This is a genomic window from Alicyclobacillus acidiphilus NBRC 100859 (genome assembly GCF_001544355.1).
Classification (GTDB): Bacteria; Bacillota; Bacilli; order Alicyclobacillales; family Alicyclobacillaceae; genus Alicyclobacillus; species Alicyclobacillus acidiphilus.
Genome location: NZ_BCQI01000015.1, coordinates 1 through 18,880 on the forward strand (window position 1 = coordinate 1; position 18,880 = coordinate 18,880).

Annotated in this window: 14 protein-coding genes; 12 read left to right on the top strand and 2 right to left on the bottom strand. The window is 54.1% G+C overall.

Annotated elements, in window-relative coordinates:
• Positions 1-493: 493 nt before the first annotated feature.
• Positions 494-628, bottom strand: coding sequence for a hypothetical protein (locus AAC01S_RS20070; protein ID WP_281178119.1), 135 nt, complete (start codon positions 626-628; stop codon positions 494-496).
• 151 nt (positions 629-779) lie between these two features.
• Between AAC01S_RS20070 and menC the strand changes: the two genes are divergently transcribed.
• From menC to AAC01S_RS07970, 10 genes are all read left to right on the top strand, one after another.
• On the top strand, positions 780-1,922 hold the full coding sequence (gene menC, locus AAC01S_RS07925) for an o-succinylbenzoate synthase (RefSeq protein WP_067621159.1): 1,143 nt from the start codon (positions 780-782) through the stop codon (positions 1,920-1,922).
• 187 nt (positions 1,923-2,109) lie between these two features.
• A complete protein-coding gene (gene ftsE, locus AAC01S_RS07930) occupies positions 2,110-2,796 on the top strand; it encodes a cell division ATP-binding protein FtsE (RefSeq protein ID WP_067621219.1) in 687 nt (228 codons plus the stop codon).
• Positions 2,786-3,676, top strand: coding sequence for a permease-like cell division protein FtsX (gene ftsX, locus AAC01S_RS07935; RefSeq protein ID WP_067621160.1), 891 nt, complete (start codon positions 2,786-2,788; stop codon positions 3,674-3,676). Before ftsE ends, ftsX begins: the two co-directional genes overlap by 11 nt.
• 33 nt (positions 3,677-3,709) lie before the next feature.
• Positions 3,710-4,987: a hypothetical protein gene (locus AAC01S_RS07940; protein ID WP_067621161.1), complete on the top strand. Its 1,278-nt coding sequence runs from the start codon at positions 3,710-3,712 to the stop codon at positions 4,985-4,987.
• A gap of 62 nt (positions 4,988-5,049) precedes the next feature.
• A complete protein-coding gene (locus tag AAC01S_RS07945; RefSeq protein WP_067621162.1) occupies positions 5,050-5,847 on the top strand; it encodes a flagellar motor protein in 798 nt (265 codons plus the stop codon).
• Positions 5,825-6,658, top strand: coding sequence for a flagellar motor protein MotB (locus AAC01S_RS07950; RefSeq protein WP_067621163.1), 834 nt, complete (start codon positions 5,825-5,827; stop codon positions 6,656-6,658). Before AAC01S_RS07945 ends, AAC01S_RS07950 begins: the two co-directional genes overlap by 23 nt.
• 145 nt (positions 6,659-6,803) lie before the next feature.
• Positions 6,804-8,792 carry an excinuclease ABC subunit UvrB gene (gene uvrB, locus AAC01S_RS07955; protein ID WP_067621164.1) on the top strand — a complete coding sequence of 663 codons (1,989 nt, stop codon included), beginning with the start codon at positions 6,804-6,806 and terminating at the stop codon, positions 8,790-8,792.
• A gap of 88 nt (positions 8,793-8,880) precedes the next feature.
• Positions 8,881-11,751, top strand: coding sequence for an excinuclease ABC subunit UvrA (gene uvrA, locus AAC01S_RS07960; RefSeq protein WP_067621165.1), 2,871 nt, complete (start codon positions 8,881-8,883; stop codon positions 11,749-11,751).
• A gap of 70 nt (positions 11,752-11,821) precedes the next feature.
• A complete protein-coding gene (gene hprK / locus AAC01S_RS07965; RefSeq protein WP_067621166.1) occupies positions 11,822-12,772 on the top strand; it encodes an HPr(Ser) kinase/phosphatase in 951 nt (316 codons plus the stop codon).
• Positions 12,773-13,125: 353 nt separating this feature from the next.
• Positions 13,126-14,301 carry a M23 family metallopeptidase gene (locus AAC01S_RS07970; protein ID WP_157071095.1) on the top strand — a complete coding sequence of 392 codons (1,176 nt, stop codon included), beginning with the start codon at positions 13,126-13,128 and terminating at the stop codon, positions 14,299-14,301.
• Between the two features lie 139 nt (positions 14,302-14,440).
• Here AAC01S_RS07970 and argS read toward each other — a convergent pair whose 3' ends face one another.
• Positions 14,441-16,135, bottom strand: a complete 1,695-nt coding sequence (gene argS, locus AAC01S_RS07975; protein ID WP_067621168.1) for an arginine--tRNA ligase — start codon at positions 16,133-16,135, stop codon at positions 14,441-14,443.
• Positions 16,136-16,401: 266 nt separating this feature from the next.
• Here argS and AAC01S_RS07980 point away from each other — a divergent pair, with 266 nt between their 5' ends.
• Both AAC01S_RS07980 and AAC01S_RS07985 read left to right on the top strand, forming a co-directional pair.
• Entirely contained in the window at positions 16,402-18,129 is a 1,728-nt protein-coding gene (locus AAC01S_RS07980) for a cyclin family protein (protein WP_067621169.1), read from the top strand.
• 231 nt (positions 18,130-18,360) lie between these two features.
• Positions 18,361-18,864: an NUDIX domain-containing protein gene (locus tag AAC01S_RS07985; protein ID WP_245630126.1), complete on the top strand. Its 504-nt coding sequence runs from the start codon at positions 18,361-18,363 to the stop codon at positions 18,862-18,864.
• The last annotated feature ends 16 nt before the right edge of the window (positions 18,865-18,880 follow it).

Genomic DNA, 18,880 nt, shown 5'->3' on the forward strand with positions numbered 1-18,880 from the left:
GGCCCGAATCGCGCCATTCCGTGGGAAGGAAGGCAAATAAGCGGCTGAGGGCCGCCTATTTGCCTATTGCCCGGCCCTGTCACCGAAATAAGCGGGTGAGGGCCGTCTATTTGGCCCATCCCTTCGCCCTCGCCTTCGCCCTCGCCTTCGCCCGCCGTCGCGATCGCGCCACATCGCCGTCGCGATCGCGTCATCTCGCGCCACCGCGAAAGGGACTTTCGTCCCTTTTCGCCAAGTCCACGATATCGACAAGGTACTTTTTCACCTTTATGAGGGGCTATGAGCGTGGACAAATGGCTTCGCGGCAACATGGTACACTCGCACATGTAGAAGCTGGATCCGGATATAGAGGGGTATCATGGTAAAAGTGGATCGCGGTCGAGACCTGTCCAATACTACAGATCTCGACTGTGAGATACGGGACCACGCAATGCGCCCTATCTGTATAGTGGAACATATCCTACTTGCGACTGTGTATATTGCCGCATCCGCATTAGGACACCTTGTTCTGTACATTCTTTCGATGGCGAATCCATGCACGACTTACCAAGCGCATAGCCAGTTGCTCATCGTGAACCGTATCGACGATGACTCTCCCAAACACCTTGAAGAATTCTAATTGAGTCATAGCAGGCACCACCCTGATCGAAGTCTGTGAGGCAACTATAACAGAACGTACGTTCGCTTTGCAACTCATACGTGGCCGGTTGCACATTTTCATATGGGAGTGTAACGTCCGTATGTGATGACAGAACGGCTACGGGAACTGGGGGATTCGAATGCGCGTGGACAGTTGCATACTTCGGCGGATCGAGCTGCCTCTGCGGGAGCCTATGCGTACCGCATACGGGATGGTGGATGCGAAGAGCGCAATCATCGTCGAGGTTCGGACAAGCACGGGTGCAGTCGGTGTGGCTGAATGTGTTGCTATGGCCGAGCCGGGGTACACCGAAGAAACCGTTGAGACGGCTTGGGTGGTGATCGTCAGGCATATTCTTCCCCTTCTGAACCAGATACAACGCAGCAAATCCGAGCTTGATCCAAAGGGTTTGATCCGCGAGTTGGACCGGATTCGGGGAAATCGCATGGCCAAAGCTGGGGTGGAAATGGCGGTTTGGGACGCGTGGGCGGCGGAGACGCGGCGGCCGTTGCATGAACTGATCGGTGGCAGCGAGCGAGATGTTGAGGTCGGCATCAGTTTGGGAATGTACGCCGATCCCGGCGCGCTGCGGGAACGGGTAGAGGCGGCGAAGGAACAAGGCTACCGCAGAATCAAACTGAAGATCGCACCGGGTCAGGATCTCGTCCCAATCCGGACCATTCGGGAAATGTTTCCCGAACTGCCGCTGATGGCGGATGCCAATAGTGCGTATCAGATGGCGCAGATCGAGAGAATTCGGCAAATGGACGAATGGAGACTGATGATGATCGAACAGCCGTTAGCGTATGACGATCTTGTCGATCACGCCGCCCTTCAATCGATCATCGACACGCCCATCTGCCTGGACGAGAGTATTCGTTCTGCTGAGGACGTAAGGCGTGTCGCTGATATCGGTGCCTGTCGCATCGTGAACGTGAAGCCAGGACGCCTGGGTGGTTTCTCAGAGACAATCCAGTTGCATGAGACGGCCGTGTCCAACGGGATAGGTCTCTGGTGCGGTGGGATGTACGAAACTGGCGTTGGACGTTTGCACAATCTGGCGGTGTGCAGTTTGCCAGGATTCTTGTTGCCGACCGACAATGGCCCGAGCGATCGCTATTTTGCAAGAGACATTCTCACTGAACCCGTGCGTTTCTCCCGGCCTGGGTATTTGACAGTTGAACCGATGTGCGGCGTTGCGACCAAGGTCGATTGGGAGATGCTCGATTTCATCACGGCGGATCGGCACGTCTATCGATTCGACACATCAAATCGAGCTTAGTCTCCTCTTGGGCATGACAGCCCCCTAAGCCCCTCTCCGAATTATGGTAAATGCATTTGTGAACAGGAATTTTGGCGAATGGGGTCGAATCTATGAATTCAGCCACTCGACGCATGGCACGAAGTGTCTGATTGTGCTGAACAGCCAACCCATCGAGCCATATGGTGTAGAGGAGTCGAATTCAACAGTGATAGAAATGCAGGATGTCTGGAAGGAATACCCTAATGGGACGCAAGCCCTCAACGGCATCTCTGTACATATTCAAAAGGGTGAGTTTGTTTACGTTGTGGGTCCCAGCGGTGCAGGCAAATCCACGTTTATCAAGTTGATGTACAGGGAAGTTCGGCCGACGAAGGGACACATTTTCGTCAACGGTTTCAATATCGAACGGTTAAAGGATCGCAAGATTCCATTGCTGCGTCGGAGCATCGGCGTCGTCTTTCAAGATTTCAAACTGCTTCCAAAACTCACTGCGGCAGAAAATGTCGCCTTCGCTCTTGAAGTGATTGGATTATCCCCCCGGCAAATTCGCAAGCGTGTCGCTGACGTGCTTGCCCAGGTCGGGCTGGAGGACAAAATGAACATGTTGCCTTCGCAATTGTCCGGCGGCGAGCAGCAGCGTGTTGCGGTTGCCCGTTCACTTGCGAACAATCCGGCTGTGATCATCGCGGACGAGCCGACTGGAAACCTCGATCCCGACACTTCGTGGGGCATTATGCGCTTGTTCCAGCGAATCAACGATCGGGGAACGACTATCGTGATGGCCACACACAACCGCGAGATTGTCAATTCGATGCGGCGGCGGGTGATTGCCATCGAACAGGGAACCATTGTTCGGGACGAGCAGAGAGGGAACTACGGATATGATGACTAAATGGGTCAGGCACCTTAGAGAAGGCATCAGGAATGTCATCCGGAATGGCTGGATGTCCTTTGCAGCGTTGAGCGCCGTGATCGTGACCCTGGCAGTGTTGGGATTTTCGCTGATCCTCACGTTCAACGTCCAACAAATGTCCACCAGCGTCGCGAACCAGTTGGAGTTCAGCGCGTTTCTCGATGTGAACGCTTCGAATCAAATCGGGCAGCAGGTGGCGGATCAGATTCGCCAGATGCCCGACGTCTCGTCCGTGCAGGTGATTAGCAAGAACGAAGGCATGGCCGAGATGAAGAAGGAACTCGGGTCGGAGATGAGCGATGTTCTCAATGCGTTCAAGCAAAATCCGTTACCGATTCAGCTTGTCGTCAAGCCGAAGGATCCGCATGAGATCACTGCTGTCGCTGATCAAGTGAAATTGATTCACGGCATCGCGGCCGTGCGAGACCCGCATCAACTCGCGAGCGCCATTTTCCGCACGCTGGATGTGATTCGGGATGTTGGGGTTGTCTTCGTGGTTGCCTTGTTAATCACGTCGATGTTCTTGATTTCCAATACGATTCGCATCACAATCTTTTCACGGCGCAGAGAAATTGAGATTATGAAACTCGTAGGGGCGACCAATTGGTTCATTCGATGGCCGTTTATCGTCGAAGGCATGCTGATTGGATTCTTTGGCTCCATCATCCCGGTTGCACTTTTGGCTGTCGGGTATCGATCACTCTATGCCCACGCCAAAGGCCAATTTTCCGGACTCGCGTTTCCACTCGTTCCGGCGGGCACGCTTACCATCAAGTTGGCGGTCATACTCGTCGCGATTGGATTGGTCATCGGCCTTTGGGGCGGCACCATGTCCGTTCGCAAGTTCTTGCGCGTCTAATTACTGGATTCATGGAGAGAAGGGACACGTCGGATGCATCTCACAACTGCAGGAGATTGGTGGACAATCGCTTGGATCGCCATCTTGACGTTTCTCCTGAACCCGCTTCATTACGTGGTGACAGGTCTCGTCATTTGGGATTTAACGCGTAACGTCAAGCTGGAGCGCGATTGGTTTGGCGTAAGAGTCACGCGAATTGGCAAGACGCTCTTGGTCCGCTATGCCAAATCCTGCTTGGTTGGGCTGCTTGCGTCCGTTGCTCTTTTGGCCATTGGTGTCGAAGTCAGTTGGCAAAGTATGCTCTACGTCACGCTCATGGCATTGGTTCTGGGATTGATTCGATCGCGCTTTGCCGCGACACCGTTTGCCATTTCCGCGTCGCTTATCCTGAGTGAACTGACAAAGGTGCTGCCACTGCCGAAGACGGGCGCGTGGCACGGCGTTGTGCAAGTGATACAGTCGGTTCAAGCAGGTCCGTGGCTCGCCATTGGCGCTGTCTGCAGTCTGGCGGAACTGGTCATGACGATGTGGAACGCCCATGACGCTGTTCTGCCAACCCTGGTGACTTCGAGACGCGGGCGACGCATCGGGGCACTCAAACTGCAACTTGGATTTGTGGTGCCGGTTGTCACGTGGATGACACCTATTCACCATCATGCCGTTGTGATCGATTGGTCCGTACATCCCTGGCTGTTTGCCAATTGGCCGCCCATCTCATTCGGAGCGCTGCCATTGGTGTTTGGTATACACGCGTTGCTGACATCGCTCGATCCCGCGCGCGTGCTTCGCCAGTTGAGTTACCTTCAGTTGATCGTGGTGCTCGTCTTTATTGCGGGATTCACAGCAGGCCATTGGCTGTGGCCTGCGTACCAATGGTACACGGCCGTTGTGGTCATTGTGCTGTTCGAAGTGTTTCGATTTCTTTGGCGACGCACCGACGCTGGCATGGAACCGATGTGTGCCCCCGACACTCGCGGACTGAGGGTGTTGTACACCATCCGTAATTCACTCAGTGCCAAATTAGGTGTCAGGCCCGGGGAAATTGTGACACATGTGAACCAGATTCCGGTTCACACCGAGTATGATCTGCACTTTGCCATGGAACAGAATCCGGCGTACGCCAAATTCCAGGTGATTGATACTCGGGGCGAGCTGCGCCTCGTCAGCAGTCCGGTATTCGAAGGCGAACGCCATCAGTTGGGGCTGTTGCTGGTGGTGCCGAGTGACGAACCTGCAATGCGGCTGAGGCGGCCGTTTGGACTGTTGGAGACGCTCTACCTGCGGCGAGCGAAACGGCACGATAGTGAATGACCGTGAGGAATGCATGACATGATTCACGAAATAGCAGTCGTTCGTGTTTGGGAGGCCCTGATATGGATTTAGCGACGATACTAGGCTTGGTTATCGCATTAGTCGGACTGCTCGGCGGTTTTATCATGGACAAAGGCTCTCTTGCGTCGCTTATCCAGCCATCTGCGGCCCTCATCGTCTTTGGCGGAACCATTGGCGCTACGTTGCTGTCCAATCGGATGAAATCTTTTACGTCCATCGTGCGGTACCTGATGATTGCCTTCTTTGACAAGACGAAACCGCCGCACGGCACCATCGATTTGCTGGTGGAAATGGCGATGATCGCTCGACGGGAAGGCATTCTCGCGCTTGAGGACAAGGTTGACGAATTTGACGATCCCTTTCTGAAGAACGGCGTTCGGCTCATCGTGGACGGAGTCGATCCGGAGTTGGTCAAGCAGATGCTCGAGATTGAGGTGTCATTCATCGAGCAACGGCACGAGATCGGCGTGACGTTGTTTGAATCCGCCGCAGGTTTCGCTCCGACGATGGGAATCATCGGTACGGTCATGGGGCTCGTTCACGTCCTCGGGAGTCTCGACGATGTGAGTACCTTGGGGCCGGAAATCGCTACTGCTTTTATCGCAACCTTGTACGGCGTTGCGAGCGCAAACGTGTTTTGGATGCCTATCGCCAACAAGCTGCGCGTGCGCTCGCAGGACGAACTGCTTGAACGAGAAATGACCATCGAAGGTATCCTGTCGATCCAAGCAGGTGAAAATCCAACCGTGCTTCGTCAGAAGTTGCTGTCGTTCCTGGCTGAATCCAATCGCGAAGGAAAAGGAGTGGGGACTCCGGATGGAGAGACGGCAAAGGCGTAGCCGCAATGGGACGGGACGTCGTCAAAACCACGAGCGCTGGCTGGTCACATATTCTGACCTGATCACGCTGCTCCTTGTCTTTTTCGTCGTGATGTTCGCCATGTCTTCCATCGACAAAGTCCGTTTTGCGACATTGGCTGAATCATTGTACCAAGCGACACACCCTGGGCAGCAAATTCCGCTTCAGGGTCTTGGCACGACATCGTTGCTCGACAGCGGGGATCAGAACTCGGGCGAGGATTTCCCTAGTAATTTAAACAATCCGTCAGGTAAGTCGAATACACTACAACAACAGCAAAATCCAACGTCGGATCAAATTCAATTGGACGACTTGATGAAGGAGATCCAATCTTACATTGCGCTGCACAATTTGAGCAATGAAGTCAAGGTAGCCGACCAAGCGCGCGGTATTCAAATTACAATGAAAGACGTCGCGCTGTTCAATACGGGACAGGCCGTATTACTGCCGCAAGCGAAGCACATTATTTCGGGATTCGTGCCGTTCTTCAAAAAGGTGCCTAACAATATCGTCGTGGAAGGATTTACGGACAATCAACCGATTCATACGGCGATTTACCCGTCGAACTGGGAGTTGTCCGCCGCGCGCGCAATGAGCGTCGTCCATTTTCTGAGCAACGCCGGGGTAACTCCGTCTAGGCTCTCTGGCACGGGGTACGGACAGTACCAAAGCGCCGCTCCGAATACCACTGCGGCAGGACGTCAGGAAAACCGCAGAGTCAACATCGTCGTTCTGCGCCGCAATCTATCGCCGGATACGTCTGCGGCCCAGCCAACCTCTGCCAAACATTGAACGCCTCCCCGATCTTCTCTATAATGCGAGAGGTACGAATTAAATTGTTGGATCCAAAGGGAACAAGTGTTCCCTTTTTGTCGTTTGCATGCTATGTTCTACGTACAGCGATTTTCGGGACTTCCACCAGACGGGAGTGAGCATGATGTCGATGCAAGACGGAAAGTTTGAACTCGTGTCGGATTACAAGCCGCAGGGAGATCAACCCGCGGCTATTGAAGCCCTGGTCGACGGCGTCGATTCCGGACTCCGGCACCAAACGCTGCTCGGCGTTACAGGCTCCGGTAAGACGTTCACCATGGCGAATATCATAGCGGAGTTGAACAGACCCACACTGGTGATTGCTCACAACAAAACACTGGCCGCCCAATTGGCGGCTGAGTTTCGGGCGTTCTTCCCGAACAACGCAGTGGAATACTTCGTGAGTTACTATGACTACTACCAGCCGGAAGCGTACATTCCGTCGACGGATACGTATATCGAGAAAGACGCCAAGATCAACGACGAAATCGACAAGATGAGGCACTCTGCCACCGCGGCAATCCTCGAGCGAAACGACGTGCTTGTCGTGGCGAGTGTATCCGCGATCTACGGTTTAGGCAGCCCAAAAGAATATGCTGAACACGTATTGTCTTTGCGAGTTGGGTCGATCATGGACAGGAACCAGATTCTTCGCCGACTCGTCGACATGCAATACGAGCGAAACGATATCAACTTCGTTCGGGGCACGTTTCGCGTTCGGGGCGACGTGATCGAAATTTTCCCGGCGTCGCGCGACGAGAACGCGATTCGGGTGGAACTATTCGGCGATGAGATCGATCGGATCGCGGAAATTCACGTAGTGACCGGTGAAGTGGTCGCCAAACGGAATCACGTCAGCATCTTTCCAGCATCCCACTTCGTGACTTCGCGCCCGCGTTTGGAGGCTGCCATTGCCAGGATTAAAGACGAACTGCGGGAGCGTCTGCAGGAATTGCGCGCGAACGGGAAGCTGTTGGAGGCGCAGCGTCTCGAACAGCGAACGATGTACGATATTGAAATGATGATGGAGATTGGTTTTTGTTCGGGCATCGAGAACTATTCGAGACACCTGGAAGGAAGAGCGGCTGGAGAACCGCCCAACACGCTCCTTGACTATTTCCCGCCGGGATTTCTGACGTTGATTGACGAGTCGCACGTCACGCTGCCGCAGATCCGAGGGATGTACGGTGGTGACAGGACGCGGAAACTGACCTTGATCGATCACGGTTTCCGGCTGCCCTCCGCAGCCGACAACCGCCCGCTGACGTTTGAGGAATTTGAGCGCACCGTCGGTCAGTGCATCTACGTCAGCGCCACGCCGGGACCATACGAGGAAGAGCATCAGCAGCGGATCGTCGAACAGATCATTCGGCCCACGGGCCTGCTTGATCCGATTATTCACGTTCGCCCAATCAAGGGCCAAATTGATGATTTGGTGAGCGAGATTCGCGAACGGGTTCGCAAGGACGAACGTGTCTTGGTGACGACCTTGACGAAGAAGATGGCTGAAGATTTGACAGATTACATGAAGGAAATTGGGATCAAGGTTCGTTACCTTCATTCGGACATCAAGACGATTGAACGAATGGTGATTCTGCGCGACTTGCGGCGGGGCGTGTTCGACGTGCTTGTGGGCATCAACCTGCTGCGGGAAGGGCTCGACTTGCCAGAAGTCTCGCTCGTTGCGATTCTCGACGCGGACAAGGAAGGATTCCTGCGGGCCCATCGGTCACTGATCCAGACCATCGGGCGCGCAGCGCGGAACGCGAATGGAACGGTCATTATGTATGCGGATAAAATCACGGACTCGATGCGGATCGCTATCGAGGAGACGGAGCGGCGCCGCGCCAAGCAGGAAGCCTACAACAAGGAGCACGGCATTACCCCTGAAACGATTCACAAAGCGGTTCGGGATGTTGTCGAGTCCACGAAGGTAGCGGAGACCGAGGAAGAATACGTCGCAGTCGCAGAGCAGGCACAAAGGTTGGGAAAGAGAGAACGCCAAGATCTCATCAAGAAACTCGAACAAGAGATGCGGGCGGCAGCGAAGGAATTGCAGTTTGAACGCGCCGCGCAGCTTCGCGATATGATTGCGGAACTGGACGCGTCGTAGGGGAGAGGCAACGTCAGTACAGGCAGCGGCTTTCGAAATTCTCTTCGCGATTACCATTGAATGAAATGAAATGAGGGACAAGGTCGAGATGCCTCAGGAGTACATTCACGTTCGGGGCGCACGCGCTCACAATTTAAAAAACGTTGACGTGCGAATTCCTCGGGATAAATTTGTCGTCGTCACTGGGCTGAGCGGGTCAGGCAAGTCGTCGCTCGCGTTCGATACCATCTACGCGGAAGGACAGCGCAGGTATGTCGAATCCCTGTCTGCCTATGCCAGACAATTCCTCGGCCAGATGGACAAGCCGGATGTCGATGGGATCGATGGTCTCTCGCCTGCTATCTCTATTGATCAGAAGACGACCAGCAGAAATCCGCGATCGACCGTAGGAACGGTCACGGAGATCTACGATTACTTGCGGCTGTTGTTCGCACGAGTGGGCCACCCGTTCTGCCCGAACTGTGATATTCCCATCACTTCGCAAACGGTTGAACAAATGGTGGATCGGATTTTACAGCTCCCTGAGCGCACCCGCTTGCAAATTCTGGCTCCGATCGTGCGGGGTCGCAAGGGTGAGCATCAGAAAGTGCTTGAATCGATGCGGAAAGCGGGCTATGTCCGCATGCGCATCGACGGCGAGATTCGCGAATTGGAAGAAGATATTTCGCTCGAGAAGAACAAGAAGCACACGCTCGAAGTGGTCGTCGACAGGCTCGTTGTGAAAGATGACATCGGAAGCCGTTTGGCGGACTCGTTGGAGTCGGCTCTCGGTCTTGGCGGCGGAATCGTGATTGTCGACGTGATCGACGGCGAGGAATTGATGTTCAGCCAGAACGCCGCCTGCCCAAATTGCGGTTTTAGCGTGGAGGAATTGGCGCCGCGCATGTTTTCGTTCAACAGTCCGTTTGGCGCGTGTGAAACGTGTCTCGGACTTGGTGTGAATATGGAAGTCGACGAGATGTTGGTCGTGCCGAATCCTTCGCTGAGCATTTCGGAGGGGGGCATTGTTCCGTGGGCAGGATCGACCTCGACGTATTATCCGCAATTGCTGAAGTCCGCGTGCCGGACGTTTGGTATCGACACGGAAGTGCCTATCTCCGAATTGCCCGCGGAAGCGTTGCAAACCTTGTTCTATGGTTCTGGGCAGCCGATTCAGTTTGAATACGAAAACGACTTCGGTCAGCGTAAAGTCGCGCAAGTGCAGTTTGAGGGTGTGATCCCCAATCTTGAGCGGCGTTATCGCGACACGAGCTCAGACTCGATTCGGGAATTTATCGAAGGTTTTATGAGCGCGAAACCCTGTCCTGCTTGTAAGGGAAAGCGGCTTAAGCCGCAAAGTCTGTCGGTTCGCATAGCGGATCGGAACATCGCCGACGTCACCGCCCTTTCGGTGGGAGACGCCTTGGCTTTCTTCGAATCGTTGACGCTCTCTGAAAAGGAGATGCAGATTGCTCGCCAGATCCTTAAAGAAATCTCCAGCCGACTTGGATTTCTGCGAGACGTGGGTCTGGATTATTTGACTTTGTCCAGATCGGCAGGGACGCTGTCAGGGGGCGAAGCGCAGCGCATTCGATTGGCGACGCAGTTGGGCTCATCGCTCATGGGTGTTCTGTATATCCTGGACGAGCCTAGCATTGGCCTGCATCAACGCGACAACGAGCGACTCATTCGTACGTTGGAGAACATGCGCGATTTAGGCAATACACTCATTGTGGTGGAGCACGACGAAGACACGATGCTCGCGTCAGACTATATCATCGATATGGGCAAGGGCGCAGGGGTGCACGGCGGCGAGGTTATCAGCCAGGGCACGCCGCGTCAAGTCATGGAGGATCCCGAGTCTATCACTGGCCAGTATTTGTCTGGCCGCAAATTCATTCCTGTCCCATCGAAGCGTCGCAAGCCTGATCATCGATGGATTGAAGTTCGTCGGGCTCGGGAAAACAATTTGAAAGGGATCAACGTAAAGATTCCAATCGGGGTATTCACATGCGTTACAGGTGTATCTGGCTCTGGCAAGTCGACGTTGGTCAACGAGATTCTGCACAAGGCCTTGGCCAGGGACTTGAATCGGGCTCGCGTTCGTCCGGGACTTCACGACAGCATCACCGGGATAGAGCATTTGGATAAGGTCGTTGACATCGACCAATCTCCGATTGGCCGCACGCCGAGGTCGAATCCTGCGACGTATACGGGCGTCTTCGACGACATCCGAGATTTGTTTGCGACGACCAACGAGGCGAAGATGCGCGGCTACAAAAAGGGGAGATTCTCATTCAACGTTCGCGGTGGGCGTTGCGAGGCATGTCGGGGAGACGGCATCATCAAGATTGAGATGCACTTTCTACCGGATGTCTACGTACCTTGCGAAGTTTGCAAAGGGAAACGATACAACCGCGAGACGCTTGAGGTCCGATTTAAGGGGAAAAACATCGCCGAGGTATTGGAGATGACTGTCGAGGATGCCTTGGAATTTTTCGAGAACATCCCGCGCATTCACCGGAAACTGCAGACGTTGATGGACGTTGGTCTTGGTTACATGCAGCTTGGGCAGCCTGCGACCACGTTGTCGGGCGGCGAGGCGCAGCGGGTGAAGCTTGCTTCCGAACTGCACCGCCGGAGCACGGGTCGAACACTGTACATCCTGGACGAACCGACGACGGGCCTGCACGTGGCTGATATCGAACGGCTCTTGACCGTCTTGCATCGGCTCGTTGACAATGGAGATACCGTGTTGATTATCGAGCACAATCTGGATGTTATCAAAACTGCCGACTATCTTGTGGACCTGGGGCCAGAAGGCGGAGATAAGGGCGGAGAGTTAGTGGCTCAGGGCACGCCTGAAGAAGTGTGCCAAGTCAAGGCGTCCTATACGGGACGATTCTTGAAACCTATCTTGGAGCGGGACATCGCTCGGGCAAATGGGCTGATGTTGCAGGCGGCACAGAGGTCTGTGTGACGATTGCACAGTTTGACGACTGCATATAGATGTTGACTCGAACGTCGAAATTTCGTCGGGGGCGAGGCAGATGAGTACACCGCGCGGAGTGAGTGTCGGACAATTGGTGAAGGACTTGGACTTGCGAGTGTTTAACGCTTCTTCCGACTTGGACAGGATGATTCACACTCGAGACATCAATCGACCCGGCTTGGCTCTGGCCGGGTATCTTCGGTATCATCCAGCGGAGCGAGTTCAGATCTTGGGGCGAACGGAGCTCTCATTCTTGCGCGGCATGAACGAGAAAGAGAAAGCCTTGCGTGTATTTGCGTTCTGCTCCTATCAGCAGACTCCCTGCATCCTGATCACGCGCGGTGATACTCCGCCACCCGTACTGCTGCAAGAAGCTACCTCAAAACGGATTCCGGTGTTGGGTACCAATATGGTGACGACACGTCTGACCGCCGCCATCTCGAATTATCTCGAAGAACGGCTGGCGCCGGAGACGCTTCAGCACGGAGTCCTCGTCGATGTCTATGGTATCGGTATTCTGATCACTGGCTCGAGCGGAATTGGGAAGAGCGAGACCGGATTGGAACTGATTAAACGCGGCCATCGATTGGTAGCGGACGATGCCGTGGTCATCCGGCAGATTTCTGATGAAAGCCTGATCGGCAGCGCCCCGCCGTTGCTTCAGCATTTATTGGAAATTCGAGGACTTGGGGTATTGAACGCGATGACGTTGTTTGGAGCAGGCGCAGTCCGTACGCACAAGCGAATCTCTCTGGTCATTCACTTGGAAGCGTGGAGGGAGAACCACGCTTATGATCGTCTGGGTATTGATCAGGAGACGATGAAGATTCTCGATTTGGAAGTGCCTATGGTCACGGTCCCGGTCCGCCCCGGTCGAAACCTTGCGGTGATTGTGGAAGTGGCGGCCATGAACTTCCGACTGAAGGGCATGGGATTGGACGCTGCTCGTGCGTTTACGGCGGAACTCGAAAACGTGATCGCGGCCCAAGGAGAAGGAAATACCACGTAACGGCACCCAGTCTACGATACGCCGCCTACGATTGCCTCAACGTTCTTAGAATTGGGACAAGGCCCCTCTGAATACAATCGATAGAGAATGGGGGTGGATGTGAATAAACTGCAAACTCACTAGGATTTCGCAATTCCGTGTCGAATCGAGTCTAAAATAGTTTTACACGGATTGGGGGCTCCATAAGGGTGAATTGGTCTGTACCCCGGTTGATTGTCAAACAGGGGTGGGCAGTACTCAACCATTTGAAGACACTTGTCGTTTCTCGTGACGCTCTTCATATTCGTGCTTCTCATAAGCAGGTTCAGACACGACGATTTCGAACTTCGAGCGCGGTTGGCGGAAGCCTTCTCGTGCTAGTGCTCGGTGGCTATCCCATCTATCAGCAGATCTCTCAGTCCGAACAATGGTTGCAGGTTTACCGACACGGCAGGTTGATTGGTGTCGTACCTGACCGCTCCGACATTGAAAACAGCATGGAGAGATTGGCGGAAGGCTTTCACGTTTCGCTTCAAATGTCTCCAGTTCACACAGTAGTCCCGAAGACGTACAATTGGCGACCTGTCCAACAACTGCCGACGAAAGCTTCGGCTATTTTGGTCAATGGAAAGCCGATTGTTTACACCCCAAGTTCCAAAACATCCAACAGTGTGTTGAAGAGAATAATGCAATCGCTTACATTGGGCCTTCCTCACGCGATCGCGCAGAACAGCCACTTTATGGGGCGCGTTCAAGTCGTGGAAACGACCGTTCCAGTTGCAAGTATTCTTCAACCCACTGCCGCAGAGCGGTATCTGCTCGACGTGTCGGATGGCACGAACATCTCGTCGAGAGGCTCTTTGCCATCCATGGGCCGAACAATGGCCGCGTTTAAGGTGAACTGGCACCCGCGCATCTCGGTCGAGTCCGATATTCAAGAAAAGCGGGTCGTATCGGTTCCATATCCGGTTGTTTACAAAAAGAACCCCGATATGCCAGTTGGTCAAACAAAGGTGCTGACGAGCGGACAGGACGGAACGATCCGGGAGAATGTTCGTATCACCTATGTCAACGGCTCGCAACAAGATGAGCACGTCTTGCGCAAGTCTATCCTGACCAAGCCGAAAACCGAGGTGGTAGAGGAAGGGACCAATTCAGGTGTTGCGACTGGGCAGTGGATATGGCCCACTGTTGGGGATGTCATTACGTCGCCGTTCGGTTGGCGAGATCTCGATGGGAAACACGAATTTCACCCTGGAATCGACATTGGGGTGCCGATCGGAACGCCGATTTACGCCACCAACAACGGCACGGTGCTGTCCGCTGGATGGAACGACGGCGGGTACGGAAATTGGGTTGAGATTGACAATGGAGGGGGGATTACGACCGTTTTCGGCCATATGTCAAAGGTCGTGGCGACAACTGGAGAGATTGTGTACAAGGGCGAACTGATTGGCTATTCCGGGGACACGGGCGACGCCACTGGACCGCATCTGCACTATGAGGTGCGCGTCAACGGAACGCCGGTTCCACCGTTGAAGTACACGTAACCTTACGGGCCGTGATGGGAAACGGCGGCGTTCGCAGAAAAGTGGGGTTGCCCTTTGTATCTGTGCAAAGGGCAACCCCACTTTTGATGACCGATGATCTATAGCCGATGATCTACCACCGATGATCCTGTTGCGGGCGTTACATCTCTTCCGGCGCGTCGAGGCCGATCAGATAGAGCGCCTTGGCGAGCACCTTGCGTGTTGCGTCCGTCAGGGCCAATCGAGCGCTGCGAGTCGGTTCATCGGATTGCAGTATGGGATTGTTGTGATAAAAACGATTGAACGCGTGGCACACTTGCAGGATAAAGCGAGCCATGACGGACGGATCGTATTCGTCAACCGCGCGTTCAAGTGTCTCGTCCGCTTGGCTGAGTTGAACAATCAATCCCCATTCGATCTCGTTCGGTACATATCCAGCTGGCCAGGCTGTCTCACGCGTTTCGGCCTTGCGCAGTACGCTGCATGCGCGTGCGTGCGTGTACTGCACGTATGGCCCCGTCTCACCGTCAAAGTTGAGGACGTCCTCGTAGCGGAAATCGACTTCATGAATCCTGTACGTCTTCAGGTCGTTGAAGATGACTGCGCCGACGCCGACTGAGCGTGCTACTTCCTGTTTGTTGGCGAGATTGGGATTCTTGTCCTCGATAATTTTGGCGGCTTCTTCGATCGCTTTGGTCAGAACATCCTCGAGATACACAACGTGACCGCGACGGGTCGAGAGTCGCTCACCGTTGAACTTCATCAGACCGAACGCAACATGCGTGCAATTTTTTGCATAGTCGCGACCCATCAGTTCAAGCACTTTAAATACCTGCTGAAAATGCAGCTTCTGCTCGGCGCCTACGACGTACACAAGTGTGTCCGCTCCCAGCACGCGATGGCGATATTCCGCCGAGGCCAAGTCGCGAGTGGGGTAGATGGATGTTCCGTCCGATTTTAAGATGAGGCACGGCGGCATGCCGTACTCGGACAAATCGACGACTTCCGCACCGTCGTCTTCAACGAGCAGTCCTTTTTCGCGGAGTTCGTTGACCACGGCGTCCATCTTGTCCGTGTAGAAGCTCTCGCCTAAATAGTGGTCAAATTCCACGCCAAGGAGTTGATACGTCTCCTTGAATGCCTTGAGGCTCTCCTCAATAAACCACTTCCAAAGGCGGATTGCCTCTTCGTTTCCTTCTTCGAGCTGCTTGAACCAATACCGTCCTTCGTCTTCCAACGCGGGATCTTTTTCGGCCTCCTCGTGGAATCGAACATACAGTTTGAACAACTCGCGGATGGGGTTGGCACGAACTTTCTCTTCGTCGCCCCAGCGCATGTACGCGGCGATATTTTTGCCAAACTGTGTGCCCCAGTCTCCGAGGTGGTTCAGGCCCTCGACGTGAAAACCATCCTCGCGCATCATTCGGACGATGGATTGTCCAATGATGGTGGAACGCAAGTGGCCCACGCCAAACGGCTTCGCGATGTTCGGCGCCGAGTAGTCGACCACCGCGGTTCGGCCCTTCCCGCGTTCCGAAGAAAACAGCCCGTGCACATCGTTGATGCTCTTGGTCACCACATGTTCCGCAAATGCGCCTTTGGCCAAACGGATATTCAAAAAGCCGCCGGAAGGCGCCGCTTCTTCAATTTCGTTCAATTTTGCCAATGAGGCGGCTAGTTCTTCGGCAATTTGCGCAGGGCTCTTGCGCAGCGACTTGGCCAATTTGAAGCAGGGCAACGCGAGATCGCCCATGTCCGCATTGGGTGGGTATTCCAACATGCCGATCACGACGGATTCGTCGAGACCGCTCACTTTTGCCACTTCTGCGGCGATAACGCCTTTGATTTCCTTCACGTATGATCCTCCCGCACTGAATCCCCGGACGGACGTTGTCTCGGAGTCGCTCTTGTCCGCTCATTTGGGGTGACTTTTTCTAAATTACTATGATTGTCGCACAAATTCCATGGATGCCAAACCTGTCTTACAATATATCACGACAGAATCCGCGCAGACACTTCGCCTGGATTCGGGGATGTGGTATACTTTTTTCACCAGTTCACATAACGTCTTCATTTAAGATATGTCCACCGCATGCGAACCGGGGTTGTAGGAGGTGCCTGATGGACAATCGTCGTCATCGCTCAAAGTCGACTGGCAACCGTGGAAACGTGATCGCAATCAACCTGGACGCTTCTTACTTTTTTGAACGAGGCGTTCGCTTCTTGCAGCGAAATGAATTGACGAAAGCTCTGAAGGCATTTCGCAAGACTGTCGAGTACGAGCCGAACAATCCGGTCAACTATTGTAATCTTGCTGGCGTTCTGTCTGAGATGGGGGACTTTGAGGCATCGAACGAACTGTTGGAACACGTTCTTAGCAATTTGGATCCCAACATGACGGAATGTCAGTTCTATCTTGCGAACAATTACGCCAACATGGGCGAGTACGATACGGCCGAAGAGTATGTGCTTCGGTATCTGGACGCGGATCCGAATGGCGAATACGCCGACGACGCCGAAGAGATGCTCGACATCTTGCTCGACGAGTTTGGCGGCGGTCGGGCCTTGCAGAAGTGGGAAGAGGAAAAGCGCAAAATCGAAACCGTTGCGGCCACCAAGGACGGGCGGTACTTCCTTGAAAATGGACAGTTTGAGGCTGCTGTGGAATGGCTTGAGCAAGTCATCCGCGACGAGCCCGACAACTACGCGGCCTGCAACAATCTCTGTCTCGCGTACTACTACACGGGGCAGCACGACAAGGCGCTTGCCCTGGCTGACGAGGTTTTGTACAGGCAGCCGGACAACATTCATGCGCTTTGCAATCGGGCGATTCTGCTGAATCATTTTGGCTGGCGCGACATGTTGGAAGCCGCAGTGGAACCGTTGACCAAGGTCTTTCCACTGCACTATGACCTCGCGATGAAAGTCGGTACGACCTTGGGTCTCATCGGCTATCACCACGAGGCCTTGTTGACCTTCCGTCGCTTGATGAAGGTGCTGTTGCCGGTTGAACCCGTTCTGTTGCACGCGGCGGCCGCGGCGGCCGCGAACAGCGGCGAATGGCAGCTTGCCGAACGGTACTGGCAGTCGTTGCGCCGAGATCCCGACTATAAGCACGTGGCCGAGTATTACTTGCAGCGGCTTGAGGCCGCAAGGCGAGATCGCACGGCTATGAAAGTCAGTTATCAGTTGGATTTGCCGGTCGAAGCTCAGCTTGCCGAAGTGAAGGATAAACTGAAGCAGCATGGGCTGGACGAATGGCGGAGAGATCCGCTGTTGCGCGCGTCTTTGTACTGGGGACTGCGGCATGGCAACCATGAAACGCGCCGCCGCGTCATTCGGGCTCTCGCCGTCGTTGCGGATGACGATGCGGAGAAGGCGCTTAGGCTCTTTTTGGCGCGCAAGGACATCGACGAAACTTTGCGGTTGTTCGCCATCGTGGCGTTGAAGCGAATTTCCGCCAAAGGGAATGTGCGCGTGTGGATCGGGAATGAGTTCCAAGACCTCAATTTGGATGAAGTCGATCACGACATTATTTTCGAGCTCAATCCGAATTGGCGGCGAGTTTGGGAATCTGCCGAGCAGTGGTTGCAGAGGAATCGCCTGACCCGCCTCGTCCCGGAAGCGAAACGCCTTTGGATAACTTATCTTTACGATATGTTTCTGCATGTTCATCGCAGGATTGGCAAGACCGACATTTGGGTGGCTGGTTTGCTGTATATTTCTCTGCGGTATTTCGGCGTCAACATCGTACAAAAAGAACTTGCGGATGAGTTCCACGTGTCGCCGTCGTCTATCCGGAAGTGCTCGTCGAGGTTGGAGGAGATCCTGCTCACAGCGGGGGTTTAACCTCTTGCCGACTGATTCAGCAGATTTTTTAATGAAATGTAACACGATTGAAACATGGGGTGGTTAGGATAAGGTTGTAGCACATTTGACCCCCTTTTATATAATCCATTTTGGCGTCCGATGAGGGCGCCGCTTTTTTTCGTCTTTTTATTGGATGAAACAAATCTCAGCTTCAGGTTGTCCCTAACTGGTCTAGAGACAATCGAAAATGCTATGCTCTAGATGAGTGAGGTGGACACCTTGCAGATCATTGTCAATTGTTTCGTCGCTTGGGAAGATGGCTTTGTCATGCTGCAAAAACCGCGTCGCGGGTGGTGGTATCTTCCTGGCGGCAAAGTGGAGGATGACGAATTGTGGCGCCAGGCGGCGATTCGTGAATTTCATGAAGAGTCCGGTCTGACCATCCAGGATGCTGAATTGCGAGGCGTGTACCGAGTTCACATCGACGCGAGCGAGGACAGTCCGGCGAAAGAGAGAATGATTGCTCAATTTGTCGGTCGAAATCCGAGCGGCACGTTGCTTGCGGAACACCGCGAAGGTCGACTTGCCGTCATCCGTGAGAGGGAACTTGAGCAATTGCCCATGGACGAGGGTGATCGTATGATGCTGAAACAGACCCTCGCCGCAGAGGCTAAAGGGATTTCATGTGTTTCGTTCGGGAGATTCCGATACGATGCCGAGCATCGGCTGCTGGCTTGGGAGATGGATTCCGCAGTTGGATTCGAGTCGATTTGATGCAGAATCGAAGGAG